This window comes from Pedobacter gandavensis (assembly GCF_014172405.1).
In the GTDB taxonomy this organism is placed as follows: Bacteria; Bacteroidota; Bacteroidia; order Sphingobacteriales; family Sphingobacteriaceae; genus Pedobacter; species Pedobacter gandavensis.
Genome location: NZ_WNXC01000001.1, coordinates 1,767,502 through 1,786,105 on the forward strand (window position 1 = coordinate 1,767,502; position 18,604 = coordinate 1,786,105).

18 protein-coding genes are annotated in these 18,604 nt (G+C 41.1%); 4 read left to right on the plus strand and 14 right to left on the minus strand.

Annotated elements, in window-relative coordinates; all coding sequences use genetic code 11:
• Positions 1 to 353: 353 nt before the first annotated feature.
• From GM920_RS07190 to GM920_RS07200, 3 genes are all read right to left on the minus strand, one after another.
• Positions 354 to 977 carry a gluconate 2-dehydrogenase subunit 3 family protein gene (locus GM920_RS07190; RefSeq protein ID WP_182954919.1) on the minus strand — a complete coding sequence of 208 codons (624 nt, stop codon included), beginning with the start codon at positions 975 to 977 and terminating at the stop codon, positions 354 to 356.
• A gap of 24 nt (positions 978 to 1,001) precedes the next feature.
• A complete protein-coding gene (locus GM920_RS07195) occupies positions 1,002 to 2,738 on the minus strand; it encodes a GMC family oxidoreductase (RefSeq protein ID WP_182954921.1) in 1,737 nt (578 codons plus the stop codon).
• Between the two features lie 125 nt (positions 2,739 to 2,863).
• A complete protein-coding gene (locus GM920_RS07200; protein ID WP_182954923.1) occupies positions 2,864 to 3,379 on the minus strand; it encodes a low affinity iron permease family protein in 516 nt (171 codons plus the stop codon).
• Positions 3,380 to 3,549: 170 nt separating this feature from the next.
• Here GM920_RS07200 and GM920_RS07205 point away from each other — a divergent pair, with 170 nt between their 5' ends.
• Positions 3,550 to 4,122, plus strand: coding sequence for a DUF4142 domain-containing protein (locus GM920_RS07205; RefSeq protein ID WP_182954925.1), 573 nt, complete (start codon positions 3,550 to 3,552; stop codon positions 4,120 to 4,122).
• Positions 4,123 to 4,183: 61 nt separating this feature from the next.
• On the opposite strand, the gene GM920_RS07210 is transcribed toward GM920_RS07205, so the two are convergent.
• Positions 4,184 to 5,716, minus strand: coding sequence for a L,D-transpeptidase family protein (locus GM920_RS07210; protein WP_182954927.1), 1,533 nt, complete (start codon positions 5,714 to 5,716; stop codon positions 4,184 to 4,186).
• Between the two features lie 55 nt (positions 5,717 to 5,771).
• Positions 5,772 to 6,278 (minus strand): DUF892 family protein, encoded by a 507-nt coding sequence (locus GM920_RS07215; RefSeq protein WP_182954929.1) that lies wholly within the window; start codon positions 6,276 to 6,278, stop codon positions 5,772 to 5,774.
• Between the two features lie 280 nt (positions 6,279 to 6,558).
• On the opposite strand from GM920_RS07215, the gene GM920_RS07220 reads away from it, so the two are divergent.
• Positions 6,559 to 8,160: a Na+/H+ antiporter gene (locus tag GM920_RS07220; protein ID WP_182954931.1), complete on the plus strand. Its 1,602-nt coding sequence runs from the start codon at positions 6,559 to 6,561 to the stop codon at positions 8,158 to 8,160.
• A 90-nt stretch (positions 8,161 to 8,250) separates the two neighbouring features.
• Complete coding sequence (cls, locus tag GM920_RS07225; RefSeq protein ID WP_182954934.1) at positions 8,251 to 9,702, plus strand: cardiolipin synthase; 1,452 nt, start codon at positions 8,251 to 8,253, stop codon at positions 9,700 to 9,702.
• 220 nt (positions 9,703 to 9,922) lie between these two features.
• Here cls and GM920_RS23820 read toward each other — a convergent pair whose 3' ends face one another.
• From GM920_RS23820 to GM920_RS07270, 9 genes are all read right to left on the minus strand, one after another.
• The gene (locus tag GM920_RS23820) at positions 9,923 to 10,204 is read right to left on the minus strand and encodes an efflux RND transporter periplasmic adaptor subunit (protein ID WP_182954936.1); all 282 of its coding nucleotides are present in this window, start codon (positions 10,202 to 10,204) and stop codon (positions 9,923 to 9,925) included.
• Entirely contained in the window at positions 10,192 to 10,470 is a 279-nt protein-coding gene (locus GM920_RS23825; RefSeq protein ID WP_182954939.1) for an efflux RND transporter periplasmic adaptor subunit, read from the minus strand. Before GM920_RS23825 ends, GM920_RS23820 begins: the two co-directional genes overlap by 13 nt.
• Entirely contained in the window at positions 10,452 to 10,646 is a 195-nt protein-coding gene (locus GM920_RS07240; RefSeq protein ID WP_182954942.1) for a hypothetical protein, read from the minus strand. Before GM920_RS07240 ends, GM920_RS23825 begins: the two co-directional genes overlap by 19 nt.
• Before the next feature lie 118 nt (positions 10,647 to 10,764).
• Positions 10,765 to 12,405: a magnesium-translocating P-type ATPase gene (gene mgtA / locus GM920_RS07245; protein WP_182954944.1), complete on the minus strand. Its 1,641-nt coding sequence runs from the start codon at positions 12,403 to 12,405 to the stop codon at positions 10,765 to 10,767.
• A gap of 31 nt (positions 12,406 to 12,436) precedes the next feature.
• Positions 12,437 to 13,597 carry an iron-containing alcohol dehydrogenase gene (locus GM920_RS07250; RefSeq protein WP_182954946.1) on the minus strand — a complete coding sequence of 387 codons (1,161 nt, stop codon included), beginning with the start codon at positions 13,595 to 13,597 and terminating at the stop codon, positions 12,437 to 12,439.
• Between the two features lie 97 nt (positions 13,598 to 13,694).
• Positions 13,695 to 14,690: an NADP-dependent oxidoreductase gene (locus GM920_RS07255; RefSeq protein ID WP_182954949.1), complete on the minus strand. Its 996-nt coding sequence runs from the start codon at positions 14,688 to 14,690 to the stop codon at positions 13,695 to 13,697.
• 19 nt (positions 14,691 to 14,709) lie between these two features.
• Entirely contained in the window at positions 14,710 to 15,147 is a 438-nt protein-coding gene (locus GM920_RS07260) for a MarR family winged helix-turn-helix transcriptional regulator (RefSeq protein ID WP_182954952.1), read from the minus strand.
• A gap of 125 nt (positions 15,148 to 15,272) precedes the next feature.
• Entirely contained in the window at positions 15,273 to 16,001 is a 729-nt protein-coding gene (locus GM920_RS07265) for a LytR/AlgR family response regulator transcription factor (protein ID WP_182954954.1), read from the minus strand.
• Entirely contained in the window at positions 15,976 to 17,067 is a 1,092-nt protein-coding gene (locus GM920_RS07270) for a sensor histidine kinase (protein WP_182954957.1), read from the minus strand. The genes GM920_RS07265 and GM920_RS07270 overlap by 26 nt, the downstream gene beginning before the upstream one ends.
• Before the next feature lie 184 nt (positions 17,068 to 17,251).
• Between GM920_RS07270 and GM920_RS07275 the strand changes: the two genes are divergently transcribed.
• Positions 17,252 to 18,604, plus strand: a complete 1,353-nt coding sequence (locus GM920_RS07275) for a TolC family protein (RefSeq protein ID WP_182954960.1) — start codon at positions 17,252 to 17,254, stop codon at positions 18,602 to 18,604.

Sequence of the window (18,604 nt, forward strand, 5' to 3'; positions counted from 1 at the left end):
CCATAGAACAAGGGTGTATATCGCCTTAGGCCCTATTTCAATATTAACTTTTTGTGTGACCTGCTTTGTTCTATTGTAAGAATGTGAACTACTTACCCACTGCTGAAAACCAATTACAGATTCTATTTGGGCTTTCTGGTTGAGTTGGGTAGAAAAGCCAGTGGGGCCCAACAGGCAAAAAAAGCTACCTACAAATGCCCATATCAACAGGTATTTTGCATAGCGATTTCTAAAACTTAAGGGCTTCTTTGTGTGCATCAAAAACAAAGTTAATGATTTTATAATCAACACCATAACCAAAAAAAAAGCAGCAGTAATTAAACTGCTGCTTTTTTTATGAGGAAAATTAGTGCTTAGGTAGCGCTGTCAAATCCATATTGCTTCAATACGTCTGCAGGCACACCTTCCCATTTATTAGGAACGTTACCTACATAACCGATATCTTTTATTCCCATTTCAGTGGTATAAAATCCTGAAGCGGTCAGACTTCTCATCAGGTTGAAAAAAGCAACACCTTGTTCCATTCCTGGTTTTGCTTTTTTAGGATAAGCAATTTGATCCACCATCTCAATTTTCTGCTCGTAGGAAATGTCTTTAAAAGGCTTCTCCCAACGATTCAGACATTGCAGGTCAAGCCACCTTAATCCACCTCTCATCGGTGTTTTATGGTCTGGCATATCTTTCACAATAAACTCAATAAACTCTGGCACCTTAGCCTCAGTAGCACTTCCGGATTTATCATCTTTAGGGATGATGATATCAGAAAGCACAGCGATAGTAGCCATCTCATGCGCTGAAAAGAACTTTTCCTCCATCAGCGTTTTATCTCTGAGTACTTCCCATTCTTCTCTTCCCGGATGATCACCTGCTTCAGGAGTTGCTGCAACTTTAGGTTCACCTGGTTTACAAGCGTCTAATAATACTGCGGAACTGATGGCGGTTAGTCCTAAGACTTTTAACGAATCACGTCTGTTCATAATTTTTTCTTTGTCTTAAACAGATTAAATATTTTGTTTTTTCTTTTCGTCCAGGATGTACTCCGCAGTTCTCATAGAAAGTGCAAGAATGGTCCAGGTTGCGTTTTTATCTCCTTGCTGAACGAAAGGCGCCGCATCTACCACGAATAAGTTTTTACATTCATGTGCCTGACACCATTTATTCAATGCTGATTTTTTAGGATCATCACCCATTCTGATCGTACCCACCTCATGGATGATCTTTCCTGGAGCCTCTAGGCCATAGTTCGTTTCCGGACCAGGGATATCAGAAGTAATGATGGCACCCATTGCATGCATCATAGACTGGAAGGTCTCCTGCATGTGTTTCGCTTGCTTGATTTCCTCATCAGCCCATTTATAATTGAACCTCAATACAGGAATACCATATTTGTCGACTACTTTAGGATCTATTTCGCAATAATTAGATTCTCTGGCAATGGCAGTTCCCCTGCCGGCCATACCTACCCCAGCACCGTAGAAACGTCTTATATCGTCTTTAAAATCCGCACCGTAACCGCCTGCTTCTTTCATTTTACCGTCTCTTCCCGGTACCATACCATTTAATTTAGCAGTACCACCGCCAAATCCATAAGCTGGCATTCCCATACCACCCCAATATTCAATATGATAACCACGAGGGAAATCCAGTTTTTTATTGTCTAACCACCAAGGTGAATAAATGTGCACACTACCTACACCGTCTTCATTGTAACGCTTACGGTCCATCAGTTGAGGTAGGAAACCACTTAAACTAGCACCAGTAGAATCGTGCAGGTATTTACCTACAATCCCGCTACCATTGGCCAAGCCACCTGGGTGAGCAACAGATTTAGAGTTCAACAAGATACGTGCAGACTCACAGGCACTCGCGCCCAAAATCACTGTTTTCGCATTTACCTGGTATTCTAAACCGTCTTTTTTATTAATGTAAGAAACGCCTGTTGCCAATCCGTTTTTATCGGTTAACACTTCGCGAACCATCGCATCCGTAATTACCGTTAAATTTCCGGTCTTTACAGCAGGAATTACTAAACACGATGAAGAAGAGAAATCACCATATACCTTGCAACTACGTCCACATTGTCCGCAGTAAAAACAAGGTGCACGATCCTTATTACCTGGTAAGGCTTCTGTTAAAACAGATCCTCTACCTGGAATAACGGTCACCCCGGTCTTTTTTCCTGCCTTCTTAATGAACAGCTCATTTAGCCTTGGCTTTGGAGGCGGAAGGAAGATTCCATCTGGTTCATTTTCGATCCCTTCTACAGATCCGTAAACCCCAATAAGGCGGTCTACCTTGTCATAAAAAGGTTTTAGCTCATCATACGTAATAGGCCAGTCGTCGGTTAGTCCATCCTTACATTTAAAATCCAATGGACCCATTCTTAAGGAGATTCTACCCCAGTGGTTGGTTCTACCACCAAGCATTCTTGACCGGAACCAGGCAAATTCTGTTCCTGATTTTTGTGTATAAGGTTCGCCATCTAATTCCCAACCTCCATATGAGGCGTCAAAATCGCCAAAAGGTCTGGTGGTACCTGCGCCACGTCTAGGAGATTCCCATGGCCATTTTAACTGTTGTGCGTCGATTCTTGGGTCGAAATAAGCACCAGCTTCAAGCATCAGTACTTTTTGACCGGCATGAGCCAATACGTATCCGGCCATACCTCCGCCTGCTCCAGACCCTACGATGACAACATCGTAGACGGTAGACGATTTTTTGATTTGAAATTCACTCATATATTTGGTTGAATGGTTGATGATCTAATATTATAAAAATATCACTAAATATGCAAATAGCTGAATCAAGAATGAATCTTAATAAGCATCATCATCGATATGTAAACAAAAAAATACACGTGAAATCAGGATTTGGGATCCCGATTAATTTCTTTTGGCTTGCTAATTTTAGCTGTTGGTTTTGCTTTTGGCGGTAGGCCAGCATTCGCTTTCAACTTATGATTCTTTACGGCTGCATCAATAGAATGTGATCGATGAATATCCTGATCAGCTTCTGCTACATCTGATAACTTTTGATAAAACTTATGCAGTAAATCCAATTCGGCTTCCGTCAGGTCTTCAATATCCACCATCCGGTTGCTGGCATGTTTACTTGCTGCAATCAATTCATTTAATTTCAGCTGAATTGCCTTGGAGTCTTTGTTCTGGCTCTTTTGAATCAGGAATACCATTAAAAAAGTAATAATCGTGGTTCCGGTATTGATCACCAGTTGCCAGGTATCAGAGTAATCAAAGATAGGTCCGGAAAGCACCCATAAAATAACCACAAGAAAAGCAGTACCAAAGGCTATAGGACTCCCGGTCCAGTTGGTGATGTTAGTGGACGCCACTTCGAAAAAATTCTTTTTGTTATTTTTCATCAACTTATAATTATGTATGAACCCAATTTGCTGCTAATAACACCCTGCTTATTAAAAAGTTTCCTATGGCCTGATGCGTAAGGTTAATCGCCCATTAATTTCTCAATTACTCAAAACATTTCAGTTCCAGATTTGTAATTACACTAATGCTAAACTATAAATCTATCACTATGAAAAACAAACATTTACTGGCCATTTTCAGTCTGTTAGTGATCTCTTTTTCCGCTTGCCGGAATACCGACAAAATCAACGCAGCCACCACTGATTCCACCATTGCGGAGGTAATTCCAGATTCTGCGGATATAAACAGAGGCGGTACGATGACGACATTCCTCCAGGAAGCAGCCACTGATGGCATGATGGAACTCGCCTTAGGAAAGCTTGCTGCTGAGAAATCCACCAATAAACTCATCAAAAAATATGCGGAAGGCATGGTTAAAGACCATACTAAAATTGCCTCAGAATTGAAGACATTGGCAGAGCGTAAAAAGGTTGCTTTACCGGCCAGACTTCCTGCGGCAGACCTTAAACACCTTGAAGAACTTAAAAACATGGATGTTGCAGCCTTTGAAAAACATTATATAGGTATGATGATTAAAGACAATGCGAAAGCAATCGACCTTTACAAATCTGCGAGTGTAACTGGTGATTATAAAGTCAGGGGGTTTGCGACTAAAGCATTGCGTATGTCTGAGCGTCATTTCAAACGTGCAAATGAAATTAATGCTGATGCAGGTTATTAATATTTAAATAAAATAGGCTTATCTCGTATTAATCCGTCATCCCTGGGGTGATGGATTTTTTTTATTCAGTGATCATTTGTCTTGATTTCATCTCGTTATACAACAAATTATCCAATCCATAAATGTCATTTCTGATTTGTAGCAAGCCTTTATCATCAACCCAAGCAGTGGTATAGGTCAGGTATACTGGAATTTTAACTGGCAAACCAATGTACTTTGCTCTTGGATACGACCGCTCCATGGCTGTTTTAATCTGATCAAAGGTCTTTCCAGGGCCAAATAAGGCCAGGGCAAGATCCATTGGTTTTTCTACCCGCACACAACCATGACTAATGGCCCTTACCTTTTTCTTGAACGCAGACCTTACCGGAGTATCATGAAGGTAAACACTGCTGTTATTGTTAAAAATAAACTTGATCTTCCCCAGTGAATTTTGTTCACCAGGACGTTGTTTGAAGGTATATTGTGAAACATCGACGATGGACCAATCTATATTTTTCGAAGAAATGCGTTTCCCATCCTGGTACACATCGATATCATTGTTGCTCAAATAATTAGGATTACGTGCTGCGTACCTGGAAATTTCTTTCCTTGCGATACTGGCCGGAATGTTCCATATCGGATTTACCTGAACACTATAAATCATACTGTTCAGCTGTGGCGTTTCCCTTGAACCTTCCGGATCGCTTTCTTTCCGCCCCTCTCCCACACAAACTTTCATTTGCAATGTTGACACCCCTTTTTCCATTACATCTAAAGTATAGTCTGGAATATTTACCAATACATACTTCTGCGCATCCGGTTTGTTCTGCCAGCGCAGGCGTTCCAGATTCAATTTAATGGTCTGTGCAGCATCTTCCTTATTTCTGTTGATCGCGCCGGCATCTGCCTGCAAGGCCTTTTGTAAAGACCGATAAGCCTCAGATGAAGGCTGAATGCTATCTAGAAAAAACAATAAATCTGGCGCATTAAATACCCTCATGATCTTTGAACTGTCGGGAGCCTGTGTTTTGAGGAAGTAATTCTTATCGAGGCTGTCGGGAGCAATTAGCCCATATTGCATCGCCCTGCTGTATTTTAGGAGCGCCGCTGCCATTAACAATTCTAATTGTACCTTTTCCGGATATTTTAATGTTTCAGATTTAGCTTGTGCTTGTGACAATTCCAAGATTCTGGGTCCAATTTCATTCAGGTAGAAATAATTAGTATCCAACCCATGAAGCGTAGTTTTCCTCAAATGGTCAACTAATCCCCCAAAAGTCTGATCCTGCAAAAAGGGTCTGTAATCATGAAGCTTATACAAGCTATCCAACCACCGGGGATATTCGGAACGCGAAAGTGCTACCGATAAAAACTTTTTAAAAACCGTTATTGAATCATTCCGGCCTTTGACCTTTTCGTTACGCTGCTCCTTCTTTTTACGTTGAAGGGCATCTATAACCTGGGGATCTGCCATCCCGATTGACTGCGGAGCATAACTTTGCTGCACAACCGATTCTTTAGGACGTTTTATCGCACAAGAGGACAAAACCGCCACAAACATCAGTACAAAAATAGATCCTGCTCTTAATCCAAAACCAACCCCCTTTAACATAGATAGATAGATGTAAATCTTTAACACCTGACCAATTCTATTGTTTGGAAATATGTTATATTGCAGCTGGATTTATAAAGTTCCTGGCAATCTCTGTCAGGTAAAAATCTAACCTTTTCTCATCCACCAGACATTCCTCAATCAATAACTTCACCTTTTGATGGTTTAATTCCACCGCTAAAGACATCAGATTGCCATAGGAAGCAATTTTATAATGCTGAATCATCTGCACCAGGCAAATCAAAGCCACATCCCTTAGTGGAGAGCCTGTTTCCAAATCTCTGATCAGGTCTGAGGCCTGTTCCGTCAAGCAACCTACTATTTCGCATCTACCATTGGTTTCATCTCTGTTGAAACGTTCCATTATGGCTGATAAATGCCCGAGATGTTTTTGTGTTGTTCTTATATTGAGTACCAGAATTTCCTTTAACATGTCATGCCCTGCAGCAATTCCCAATGCAGCAAAGCACTTCATAAACCTTCTTTCTGCATCATAAATATCTGCTAATCTATTGAAGAAGAAATCTTCCAACCCAATTCTTTTCCTTATATCTTTCATCATAAAGAAGCTGATTCCTTAAGTCACGAATACCCGCTATCTAAATTTCGTCAAATAAACGACGAAACACAAGTAATCCATTGAATTTAAACCCTATACTGACAAATCACCCTTAATAAAAAACCGACCATTTGTTGGATTGTTTTCATTAAAAAAATTAATATATTCAGATCATCGCCAAATATTCCAAAAAAGTCATTGGCCTTGGATAATCTGAAAACAGAAAATCAGAGGCAAAAGATAAAAGGAATGACCTCAGCGTTATAAAACTCAGGACCTGACTATGATTATTGAACCCCTTTTGCTCGTCCTGATATTGCTCTTTGCAGTATTTATGTTGACCATGCTCGCTCAAAAGCTAAAAATCTCTTATCCCATATTCCTGGTGATCGCCGGATTGGGGATCAGTTTTATCCCAGGAATCCCAAAAATTGAAATCGAGCCAGAAATGGTTTTCCTGATTTTTCTTCCCCCATTACTTTATGAATCGGCCTGGTATACTTCCTGGAATGACTTTTGGAAATGGCGAAGGCCAATAGCCATGCTGGCCTTTGGTCTCGTTTTCTTCACTTCAATTATTGTCGCCTTAGTCTCAACGGCCATGATCCCCGGTTTTACACTAGCCATGGGCTTTCTTTTAGGAGGAATCATCTCTCCGCCCGATGCTGTTGCAGCGAACTCCGTGTTGAAGCACATTAAAATCCCAAAAAGGCTAACCACCGTATTGGAAGGGGAAAGCTTAATCAATGATGCATCCAGTTTAATTGTGTTCCGATTTGCCCTCGCGGCCATTTTATCAGGATATTTTTCCATGGAACAGGCCGTCGGACAATTTTTCCTGACTGCAGGAATGGGTGTAGTTATTGGTTTGGCCATTGCCCATATTGCTTACGTGGTTCATCGTTTCCTGCCCACTACCCCCAGCATTGATACTGCATTGACTTTAATGAGTCCCTATTTTATGTATATCGCAGCAGAACATTTCCATTATTCTGGTGTCATGGCGGTCGTTTCCGGCGGATTATTTCTCTCTTACCGTTCGCATGAAATCTTATCCCATAGTGCTTCCAGAATTCAAGCCATCAGCGTATGGGCTACTTTAGCCTTTGTTTTAAATGGCCTGGTATTTATCCTCATTGGGCTCGAACTTCCAGTGATCGTGGAAAGCCTGGGTAATTACTCCATTAGGGAAGCCATTAACTACGGCCTGATCATCAGCATCACCATCATCATCATCCGCTTATTATACACCTTATTGATTACCTACATCCCCTTCTGGCTGGGTAAACGAAAACACACAGACCCGGTAAATCCTTTATGGAAAGGTGCTGTAATCGTAGGTTGGGCAGGAATGAGAGGAGTCGTATCCCTGGCATCAGCGCTTTCTATTCCTTTATTTATACGCAGTGGCGAAGCTTTCCCACACCGCAGCCTCATCCTCTTTATCACTTTCATTGTGATCCTCATTACCCTGGTTTTTCAGGGACTGACCTTGCCAATGGTCATCAAATGGGTCGGAATCAAAGACATTAAAGATTTCCCTCCTGAGGGGGAACAAGAAGCAGGGATTCGGTTGCGATTGATGCAGGCCGCATTGAAGCGGCTCCATGACAAATTTGCCAAAGATGCTTCAGAGAATGAGCTGGTCGGCTTTTTAAAGAAACAATTGGAAAGTGACATCTCCATCGCCAATCAGCAGTTGGAATGTCTGGAATGTGACACGACTAAAAAGCAGGAAATCAACAGGTACCATGCCGTATTAATGGACATTTACAGCATTCAACGTAAGGAATTATACCAGCTGCGGAAAGAAAAAGCATTCAGTGATGAGCAAATTCGTAAACAAGAAAACCAACTGGATTTAGATGAGGCTAGACTCAGTTAATTCCAGAAAATGGTTAAATATCAAAGGTAATCTTCACTCAGACCAAACAAAATGAACATTTTAAGGTATGTAAAGTAAATTGCCCCTTTTATGAAATGGATTCTCGTTTTTGAAATTGCTTACGTACTCTTCATTATTGCGGTTTGTCTTCGCATCATCTATGATACCCGTTCCGTAAGCAAGACCCTCGCCTACTTGTTACTTGCTGTTTTTTTACCCGTCGTAGGGGTCATCATCTACTTTTCATTTGGTATCAATTACCGGGTTAGGAAGATCTACAATAAAAAAATCATCTCCGATGAGCGTCAGCTTGAAAGAGTGACTTCCAGAATCATGAAGAGTTCGGAAAAAACAGTCGAACAAATGAGTCCAGGCCTTCAAAAGTTTAAAAAACTAGCTCAGTTGTTATTAAACAGCAATACCAGTGGGTTAACCGGAAATAATGAAGTGCAGCTACTGATTAATGGAGAGGAGAAATTTCCGGAAGTACTACAAGCGCTGCGTGAAGCAAAACACCACATCCATATTGAATATTACATATTTGAAGATGAAAAGATAGGCAATGAAATCAAAGAGATCTTAATTGAAAAAGCATTAGCAGGTGTCCAGGTACGTTTTATCTACGATGATTTCGGTAGTCGCTCGATTCGAAAAAAGCTGGTACCCGAACTTAGAAAAGCCGGCGTGCAGGCTTTTCCCTTTTACAAAGTGATCTTTATTGCATTGGCCAACCGGCTCAATTATAGAAACCACAGAAAGATCATCATCATCGATGGAAACATCGGATTTACTGGCGGCATCAACATCAGCGACCGATACATTAATGACCCTAAATATAATAAAACCCTGTTTTGGAGAGATACACACTTAAAAATCAAAGGAACTGGCGTGCATTACCTGCAACATCTTTTCATATCCGACTGGAATTTTTGTGCAGAAGAAGATTTAGCCATACAGCCCGAATTTTTCCATTTTGAGAAAAACCCATCAGGGAAAGTGGACTTACAAATCGCTGCCAGTGGCCCCGATTCAGATCATCCAACCATCCTGCTCAACCTGATTCAAGCCATCGGTATGGCAGATCGGGAAATATTAATCACCAGCCCATATTTTATCCCCGGCATCAGTTTACTGGATGCGCTATATGTAGCCGCACTGAGTGGAATTAGCATAAAGCTGTTGGTGCCTTATGAATCAGATTCCATTTGGGTAGCCGCAGCAGCACGCTCCTATTATCAGGAATTACTGGATGTGGGCGTAGAAATTTACCAATATCAGAAAGGCTTCATTCATGCAAAAACCATGGTGATTGACGAACAACTCTCTTTCATCGGAACGGCCAACATGGATGAACGTAGTTTTGAGCTTAACTTTGAAGTGAATACAATCGTTTATGATGAGGAGATTGCCAGGCAACTCAAAGCCGCATTTGAAGAGGACCTACAGGTTTCCCAGCTCATCGATGCAGCGGTTTGGACAGCAAGATCTGCCTGGGTGCAGCTCCCGGAAAAAATAGCCCGTTTACTTTCGCCACTTTTATAGGGTTAGGATTTTGACCATGATTCCCAGTCCAACGCTCCCATATGGAACACCGGTACAATCAAATTTGCAGCCACAGTGTTGACCGTCACATTAAGCGACAACCCAAAATCAAGCGATCTGAGCGATTTTATCAGGCTAAGTGAACTTCGAGTAAACTTCAGTTACTGCAGCGCCTCCAGCGTGCCTGAACGGCGGGATACGCAGTCAGCTCCAATGTTATCTAATCTCCCTTATGGATAAAGCGAATGTCTTTTTCTTTCACCTGGGCAGCGACGTATACCTGGCTCAACTCGGCGATTTTAACCAGAAGCCCAGCCTCCGTATTCAGATAATCACCAGTCACCAGATCATTCTGAATCACCTCTCCTTTAATCGGAGCACGAACGATCAATGGCTGTCCAATTTTCAATTGATCTGCAGCAACATGATAGACTTTAAGTCCTTCTACTAAATTCTTATACTCACTTAAAATCAGCTCATATGACTGTCTTACTTCTTCCATATCTTTAACTGAAGACAATCATTCTTAAAGAGGTCAGTTTGACGTTTTAAATCTAGGTTTGCTTTTTTCAACTGCGCTTTTGTACTAAAAAAGCGCTGCTGAATTTCAATAAATTCGGGGGAAGACAATTCGAAAAGAGGCATTCCGGCGCTCACTTTCATCCCTAGTTTCATAAAGACCCTAAGCAAGCGTCCAGAAAATGGGCTGGCTATTGTGGCATAGAAATTAGGAATAGCTTTTACCTTCCCTACGCTGTTGATTTCCATTTGATATGGGCTTCAGCAACCACATCCAATTTTAATAACGCATTTAAATTTGAGCTTGCAGGGAGGACCAAAGTATCGCCCTGCATATGGTAATTTTCAACCGGTTCGGCCTCTTTTTTTTGGGCACAGGAAACCAAAAGCAGCAGTAAAGCTGCCAACAAAATCAGATCTTTCATTTTCTAGTTTTTAGTATTTATCTAAGGGGAATTTCCAACTCACAAATCAGCGAAACCGTTGTTTACAATGACTAAACAGTAAAATATTGAATTATTTACAATAAATATAATCAGACACTTACAGCCATTGATTAAACTTTTTAATAAACAAAGTTTTCACATACTGTGTCAAAAGACAATAACTTATCAGGATCCCAAACAGCCAAGGAAGATAGGCAATTGGCAAGGGCATTAGCTTCATTACGGGAGCAAAAGGTGTAAAAGGAATCGCGATTCCGACCAACATCACGAGTGTGGTTAGCGCCACTACCAGCGCCGTTGCCCAGCTTTGAATAAAAGGAATCTTGCGGGTTCGGATCATATGAACAATCAGCGTTTGCGACAAGAGTCCTTCTACGAACCAACCGGTTTGAAACAAGGTTTGATATGCCGGGCTATTCGCCTTAAAAACAAAGAACATCAATGCAAAAGTTGCGTAATCAAAAATGGAACTAATGGGCCCGATGAAGACCATAAACCTGCTGATCCCTCCGGCGTCCCATTGCTGTGGTTTCTTTAAAAAATCTTCATCCATACGGTCCCATGGGATAGAAATCTGGGAAACATCATACAACAGATTTTGGATGAGTAAATGAATGGGTAACATGGGTAGAAATGGTAGAAAGGCACTTGCCCCCAGCATGGAGAACATGTTTCCAAAATTACTACTGGCTGTCATTTTGATGTATTTAATGATATTTCCAAAAGTCCGCCGTCCATAAATCACTCCTTTACGCAATACCATTAAGTCTTTCTCCAATAGAATGATATCCGCACTTTCTTTGGCAATATCGACTGCTGTATCTACAGAAATTCCGACATCAGCAGCGTTTAACGCCGCTGCATCATTGATTCCATCTCCCATAAAACCAACCGTATGCCCTTGTTCTTGTAGCAATTTTACAATCCTCGACTTCTGAACAGGGCTTAGTTTCGCAAAAATACTGGTAGTCTGCAACTTAGATTTCAGCTCCTCCTCCCCTATTTGATCCAGTTCTGGCCCAAGTAAAACTTGCTGGAAAGGAATCCCTACCTCTTTACAGATTTTTCTAGTCACAATATCATTGTCGCCAGTCAAAACTTTTACCGTGATTCCCAGTTCCTGAAGCCCTGCAATCGCTGGCCTGGCAGACGGTTTAGCCGGATCTAAAAAGCCGATAAACCCTGTTAAAATCAGTTTATTTTCATCTGAGACTCCATAATTTGAAGGCCTTGGTTCATATGCTCTAATGGCTACGAGCAATACCCTCAAGCCATCTTCATTGAGCTTTCTGGAAGTACGGAGTACAGTATTACGCATCTGCTCATCCATAAGCACCACCGCATCTTTTTCCAGGTGTAACTGATGGTTTTCTCCAGGTTCAAAGGCATGGGTACAAAGATCCAGCATCTCTTCCACCGCCCCTTTACAAATCAGCAACTGCTTTCCATCCTGCTGTTCTAAAATGACACTCATTCTCCGCCGCTGAAAATCAAAAGGAATTTCATCCACCTTGTTATAATCTTCATTGACCTTCAGATAATCATGAAGTTCCACATGTTCTAAAACGGCCAGGTCCAGCAGGTTTTTTAGTCCGGTTTGGTGGAAGCTGTTCAAATATGCCCATTTTAAAACCTCATCATCATCCGCCTCAAAAACATTTAAATGAAGCTTTTTTAAGCACAAATGCCGGTATTCCTGAAAATATTTCAGGAATACCGGCATCATAAAATTGGCCATTACCTATGGCAGGATGGCCATTGAAAAAAGCTTAATAGCTCATTTCCACAATTTTCTCTACATCAGATGGAGAAAGGGTTTTATGCTCTCCTAATCCCAGCCAGCCTCTTTCGGTAAAGCGTTTCGAGATTTTCTGTGCGGTTCCCTCGTAATCATCAGTATATTCAGAAAGAGCGGTATTTATCTCCATACTATGGAAGAAATCTTCTGTTCTGGCAATTGCTGCATTGGCGATATCATCGATACTACCAGAAGTAATTCCCCATACACGCTGACCATATTGCGCCAATTTCTCTTTCTTTGCTTCAAAATTATAACGGTAATGACTTGGTGCAATGATCGCTAAGGTTCTTGCATGGTCAATGCCGAATAGGGCAGTTAACTCATGACCCATTGCATGTACGGCCCAATCAGTAGGTACACCTTTTTGGATCAAGCCATTCAAGGCCATGGTGCAGCTCCACATAAAGTTGGCTGCAGCCTCATAATCTCCAGGATTTTCAATCACTTTTGGTCCCACTTCAATCAAAGTTTGCAGGATACTTTCTGCAAAACGATCTTGTAAATGAGCACCAGCAGGATAAGTCATGTATTGCTCTAAAACATGTGTAAAGGCATCTGTTACCCCATTCACCAATTGGCGTTTAGGGATAGACTTGATCACTTCCGGATCAAGAATAGAGAATTCAGGGAACAAACCAGGACCGCCCATAGCTAATTTTTCCTGAGTTTCTTTACGGGTAATTACTGCACCAGAGTTCATTTCTGAACCTGTAGCAGGTAAAGTCAAGACTGAAGCAAAAGGCAAACCTTTCTCCGTTCTGATATTTTGCGTCAAAATATCCCATGGTTGATCACCATCGTACAATGCTGCTGCAGAAAGGAATTTCACCCCATCAATCACAGAACCACCGCCAACAGCCAACATATAAGTCACCTTTTCGTCCTTAATCACTTTTAGGGCTTGCATCAGCACTTCATATTCCGGGTTTGCTGGAATTCCAGAGAATTCCAATACTTCAAAACCTTTCAGTGCCTCCATTACCTGATCATACACGCCATTGGCTTTAATACTACCAGCACCATAAAGCACCAACACTTTAGCACCAGTAGGGATTTCTTTACTTACCTTTTTTATTTCCCCTTTTCCAAAAATGATCTTGGTAGGGTTTTTAAATTCAAAATTTAACATCTTGATTGGGTTGTTTTATAATTAATATTACACAGCCATAATTCTAACAGGATTACGGCTGTGATTTCTTTTAATCTTTCGGTTAACAATTTAAGGTCTAAACCTTAACGATCATTTTACCTTCATTTTTACCTTCGAAAAGGTCCATAAAGGCTTGGGGAATCTGATCAAATCCTTCTACTACCGTTTCCGCGTAACTCAATTTACCTTCTTTCAACCAGGTACTCATTTGAGCAATGGCTTCCGGGAATTTAGCCGCAAATGCCGATACAATAAAGCCTTGCATTAACGCGCTTTTGATCACCATAGTTGGCTGGATACGTGGTCCTAAATCCGGTGTTGTTGCATTATACAAGGATATTGCTCCGCAAACGGGAATACGCGCATATCTATTGATATTGGCCAGAACTGCGTCAGAAATCGCTGCACCCACATTATCAAAATACACATCTACACCAGTCGGGCAAGCTGCTTTTACGGCTGCTTTCAGGTCTGTGGTTGTTTTATAATTGATGGCTTCATCGAAGTGGAACTTAGATTTCAGCATTTCTACCTTCTCATCAGTACCTGCAATTCCAACGACTCTACAACCTAAAATCTTACCAATCTGACCTACAACCGATCCAACAGCACCTGCTGCACCTGAAACCACAATGGTTTCTCCTGCTTTTGGTTTCCCGATTTCCATTAAACCACAATAAGCAGTTAAGCCAGTCATACCAAGTATTCCTAAGTAAGCACTTAAATCTGCCGCATTAGGATCAACTTTCATCAATCCCTGACCATTATGCGCCTGATATTCTTTCCAATCCAGAACCCCGGTCACAAAATCGCCTTTTTCAAAACCTGGTAATTTACTTTCTACCACTTCGGCTACCACACCGGAAGCCATTGGTTTATTCAACTCAAAAGGTGGAATATAAGATTCCGAATCATTCATTCTGCCCCTCAAATACGGGTCTACAGAAACATATTTTGTTTTCAACAATACCTGTCCTTCATTAGCCACAGGCATTGCTTCTTCTATAAATTTAAAATCACTTGACACTGGTTTTCCCACCGGTCTTGCGTTCAACAGAATTACTTTATTCATAGCCATTTTCTTTACAATTTTACTTTCTTAATTTTTCCAGGAGATCATTCAACAGGTCAGCATCTTGACTACTAAGGTCAAGCACCCCCCGATCTATAATCTCTCTGGCCTCAATTTTCAGCTTTGCTCCTTCCGGGCTCAGTTTAACATAAACCACACGTTGATCGGATAAGTTTCGTTCTTTCACAATTAATCCCTTATCCATCAACTTATTGAGCAACCTGGAGACATTTGGCATGCGGTCTATCAGCCGATCTTTGATCAGATTTACCGTTGCCGTTTGCCCCTCCTGTCCATATAAAATACTCAACACATTAAATTGCTGTAGCGATAAACCTGTTGGTTTTAGTGCAGTTGCAATCTTATTGAGAATCCAGTTAGAAGTGAAAATGATATTTGTTGCTGCCCTTTGCTGGGGAGTCAAAAATTGATGTTTTAATTCTTCTTCTATCTTCATGAGTATTAAATTTTAGAGGCGCCTTCAGGAGCGATTACAAAATTAACATCCATGGATTATAATTCCAAGGAACATGAATAGAGAATTAACGAATGAATGTCATTTTAGATAGAACTGAATCGGCTTTAAAGCCATTTCTTGAGGTAAGAATTGAATGCTTCTTTATGTTGTTCAGAAAGGGAGATCATCCGTTCACCGATGTACAACGTGTTTTTTGTCACCGCTGTAATCTTCTCTAAGGAAACAATATAGGAACGATGAACGCGCATAAATGCTTTCGCAGAGAGCTTAGTTTCCAAATCTTTAAGTGTAGTTAAAGTGAGTATGGGCCTATCATTGTGCTCCAGATACACTTTCACATAATCTTTCAATCCTTCAATATAAAGAATGTCTTTGATGGCGATCCGAACCAATTGATATTCCACTTTCAGGAAGATAAATGCTTCCCCTGTTTCCTCCTGAGTTTTAACCGGTACTTTCATTTCTGCATAGTTTCTGGCTTTGTTTGCCGCGGTTAGAAACTCTTCGTAATCAAAGGGCTTTAACAAATAATCCAGGGCATCTACTTTATAACCATCCAGTGCAAAGTTATTAAATGCAGTAGTAAAGATCACCCTTGGCCCAGGCCCGCCAGGTTGATGGTCCAACAAACGCGCCACCTGTATCCCGTTCAGATCAGGCATCTGAATGTCCATAAAGATGAGGTCTATTTCCTCCTGACGTACCACTTCCAATGCTTTTAAGCCACTGGAAAAAGAACCCTTCAGCTCCAAAAAGGGCGTCTGTTCTATAAAACTACACACCAACCCTAAGGCCAGCGGCTCATCATCAACTGCTATACATTTCAGTATCATCAAGAATTAGTGTTAAATGAACGATAAACGCATTGCCAGATTCAGTTTTCCCTGCTGAAAAGGTATATTTCCCTGGATACAACAAATCTAAACGTCTTTTTGTGTTGGTTAATCCAATTCCTCCGTAATGATCCACTAAAGCACCCTGCTCCTTAAAAACAGTGTTTTTAACTGTCATTTCTAACAGTTGCCCATTCATTTTGATAACGATGCTAATCTCTGAAGGGGAAACTGTACTTACTCCATGTTTAAATGCATTTTCTACATAAGGAAGGAAAAGCATGGGGGCCAACATCAGAGAATCGCCCAAGGCTGGCTTTTCAAAAGTGATCTTTACGGCATCACTCAGACGGAGTCGCATCAATTCAATATAATCACTAATAAAGGACAGCTCTTTACTTAAGGGCGTAATGCCCTGCTGCGTTTCATACAAAAGATAGCGCATCATTCTAGACAACTTATGGAGCGCTTTTCGGGAAGCTTCTACATCCACATGAGTGAGTGCATAAATGTTATTTAAGGTATTGAAAAAGAAATGGGGGTTAATCTGTGCCTTTAAAAAGGAAAGTTCAGAGCTGATCTTTTCCTTCTCCAGTAGTTCTCTAAGTTGTTTGTCTGTTTGCCATTTCTGGATCATTGTTAAACTGGTGCTGATTCCCACAATGAGCAGGATCATCATGATCAAAAAGAGATCCACCCCTTCCTCTCTTTTTGGCAGGCGGGGAATCCCCACTTTACGAACGGCTTGTTCCATCAATAGTGGCAGGTGCAGTATATTTTCAAGTCCTTTCACCAATGGTCCTGCAATTAGGGAAATGGCCAGAACAACTGTTATAAATAACAAGTTTTTGTTTCTAAGCAACAGGCGGGGCACCAAAACATAGCTATTCAGATAGAAAACTACCATTAAAATAACCAATACCAATCCTTGCTTAATCCAAAATTGTAATGGCAGACGAATATTCCAGGATAGCGGATGATAAAACAGTAAAATAAAAGCAAACAATCCCCAAAGCAGAAAATGCAGCAGCACGGTAATGTAAGAACGGCTTTTTAAAGAAATCATCGATCTTAAGATTAGGTACAAATTCGATAGGACAAGGTACTGAAAGGGCAAAAGAAAGTCCAAATATTGCCGTCGACGAATTCGCCCCATTCGTCGGCGTGTTTTAGCTCCCGGTCTATTCTGTTTTTTTTAACGCGTAAAGAAGCGTTGATTTGACTAGTTATTAGCAGTTTAAACGCATCCTATGTCACGATTCACTTTAAAAATCCTGCTCCTCTATGGTCTCGGCATTTCCAGCACCAATGGATACGGACAAGACCGCACAGGCCTTCAAGATACTGCGTTAAAAGTTATTCCGCCAGTATGGAATCTGGCCAGTTGTTTGCAGTATGCCAAAACGAACAACATCCAGATCAGAAGCCTGATCCTCAATAAAAAAAGTGCTGTAGAGGATCAATTGCAGGCTAAATCTGCATTACTCCCAAATCTAAGCGGCTCAGCATCTCAATCGTTCAACCATTATAATGTTACCCAGAATACTTCCAGCAATGTGATTAATACTTCTGGTTCTTACGGTTTGAATTCTTCCTGGACCTTATATCGAGGTGGCTTTTTAAAAACCGATATTAAGCAAAAAGAACTTTCGGTACAGTCGGCCGGACTTAGCATTTTGGAAACTGAGAACGACATTACACTACAGATTACACAGGCCTATCTTAGCATCCTGGTTGATAAGGAAAGTATTGTTTATAATAAAGACCTGGTGAAAACCTCCGAAGCACAACTGGCACAATCCAAAGATCGCTTCAAAGTAGGCGCCGCAGCAAGAAAAGAAGTGGTACAGTTTGAAGCGCAATTGGCGACCGACAACTATAACCTGACTGCTTCACAGAATGCTGAGCGCCAGGACAAAATCACCTTAAAGCAATTGCTTCAGCTCCCTGAAACCAGGGATTTTGACATTGTAAAGCCAGATACCCTGATCACTACTCCAAATATTCCAGATCTGAATACCGTACAGGACTATGCACTTAAAAACCGCCCTGAGATCAAAAACGCAGAATTAGGCATCCAAATTTCAGACCTCAACCTGATTAAAGCCAAATCAGGGTTCAAGCCAACCCTCAGCTTAGGTGCAGCGATTGGCTCCAACTATGCAAATGATCCCAACTATAATTACTTTAAACAACTGAATAATAACTTCAATCAGCAAGCAGGGCTGACACTTTCCATACCTATTTTCACCAATAGAATAAACAAAACCAATGTCGCAAAAGCCCGGATTGATCTGCAACAATCCCAGTTAACCCTCGAAAACACAAAAACGACACTGGCATTAACAACAGAAAAAGCACTGATTACTGCACAAAACAGTCAAAATCAGCTCGTTTCTGCGACAGAGCAATTGAAGTACAATACAGAAGTTTTCCGCATTGCCAGTCAGGAATTAAAGATCGGCGCCGCTAACATCGTCGACTTTTACCAACAAAGGAACCTATATGTACAAGCGATGCAAGCTTACATCCAGGCAAAATACAATGCGATACTGGCGGCTAAAATCTATGAATTCTATCTTGGAACACCTATAAAACTATAA

What these genes read in the sequence shown, in the direction of transcription:
- GM920_RS07190 (WP_182954919.1), bottom strand. Translation starts at nt 977, where the DNA reads ATGAACAGACGTGATTCGTTAAAAGTCTTAGGACTAACCGCCATCAGT.
- GM920_RS07195 (WP_182954921.1), bottom strand. Translation starts at nt 2,738, where the DNA reads ATGAGTGAATTTCAAATCAAAAAATCGTCTACCGTCTACGATGTTGTC.
- GM920_RS07200 (WP_182954923.1), bottom strand. Translation starts at nt 3,379, where the DNA reads ATGAAAAATAACAAAAAGAATTTTTTCGAAGTGGCGTCCACTAACATC.
- GM920_RS07205 (WP_182954925.1), top strand. Translation starts at nt 3,550, where the DNA reads ATGAAAAACAAACATTTACTGGCCATTTTCAGTCTGTTAGTGATCTCT.
- GM920_RS07210 (WP_182954927.1), bottom strand. Translation starts at nt 5,716, where the DNA reads ATGTTAAAGGGGGTTGGTTTTGGATTAAGAGCAGGATCTATTTTTGTA.
- GM920_RS07215 (WP_182954929.1), bottom strand. Translation starts at nt 6,278, where the DNA reads ATGATGAAAGATATAAGGAAAAGAATTGGGTTGGAAGATTTCTTCTTC.
- GM920_RS07220 (WP_182954931.1), top strand. Translation starts at nt 6,559, where the DNA reads ATGATTATTGAACCCCTTTTGCTCGTCCTGATATTGCTCTTTGCAGTA.
- cls (WP_182954934.1), top strand. Translation starts at nt 8,251, where the DNA reads ATGAAATGGATTCTCGTTTTTGAAATTGCTTACGTACTCTTCATTATT.
- GM920_RS23820 (WP_182954936.1), bottom strand. Translation starts at nt 10,204, where the DNA reads ATGGAAGAAGTAAGACAGTCATATGAGCTGATTTTAAGTGAGTATAAG.
- GM920_RS23825 (WP_182954939.1), bottom strand. Translation starts at nt 10,470, where the DNA reads ATGGAAATCAACAGCGTAGGGAAGGTAAAAGCTATTCCTAATTTCTAT.
- GM920_RS07240 (WP_182954942.1), bottom strand. Translation starts at nt 10,646, where the DNA reads ATGAAAGATCTGATTTTGTTGGCAGCTTTACTGCTGCTTTTGGTTTCC.
- mgtA (WP_182954944.1), bottom strand. Translation starts at nt 12,405, where the DNA reads ATGGCCAATTTTATGATGCCGGTATTCCTGAAATATTTTCAGGAATAC.
- GM920_RS07250 (WP_182954946.1), bottom strand. Translation starts at nt 13,597, where the DNA reads ATGTTAAATTTTGAATTTAAAAACCCTACCAAGATCATTTTTGGAAAA.
- GM920_RS07255 (WP_182954949.1), bottom strand. Translation starts at nt 14,690, where the DNA reads ATGAATAAAGTAATTCTGTTGAACGCAAGACCGGTGGGAAAACCAGTG.
- GM920_RS07260 (WP_182954952.1), bottom strand. Translation starts at nt 15,147, where the DNA reads ATGAAGATAGAAGAAGAATTAAAACATCAATTTTTGACTCCCCAGCAA.
- GM920_RS07265 (WP_182954954.1), bottom strand. Translation starts at nt 16,001, where the DNA reads ATGATACTGAAATGTATAGCAGTTGATGATGAGCCGCTGGCCTTAGGG.
- GM920_RS07270 (WP_182954957.1), bottom strand. Translation starts at nt 17,067, where the DNA reads ATGATTTCTTTAAAAAGCCGTTCTTACATTACCGTGCTGCTGCATTTT.
- GM920_RS07275 (WP_182954960.1), top strand. Translation starts at nt 17,252, where the DNA reads ATGTCACGATTCACTTTAAAAATCCTGCTCCTCTATGGTCTCGGCATT.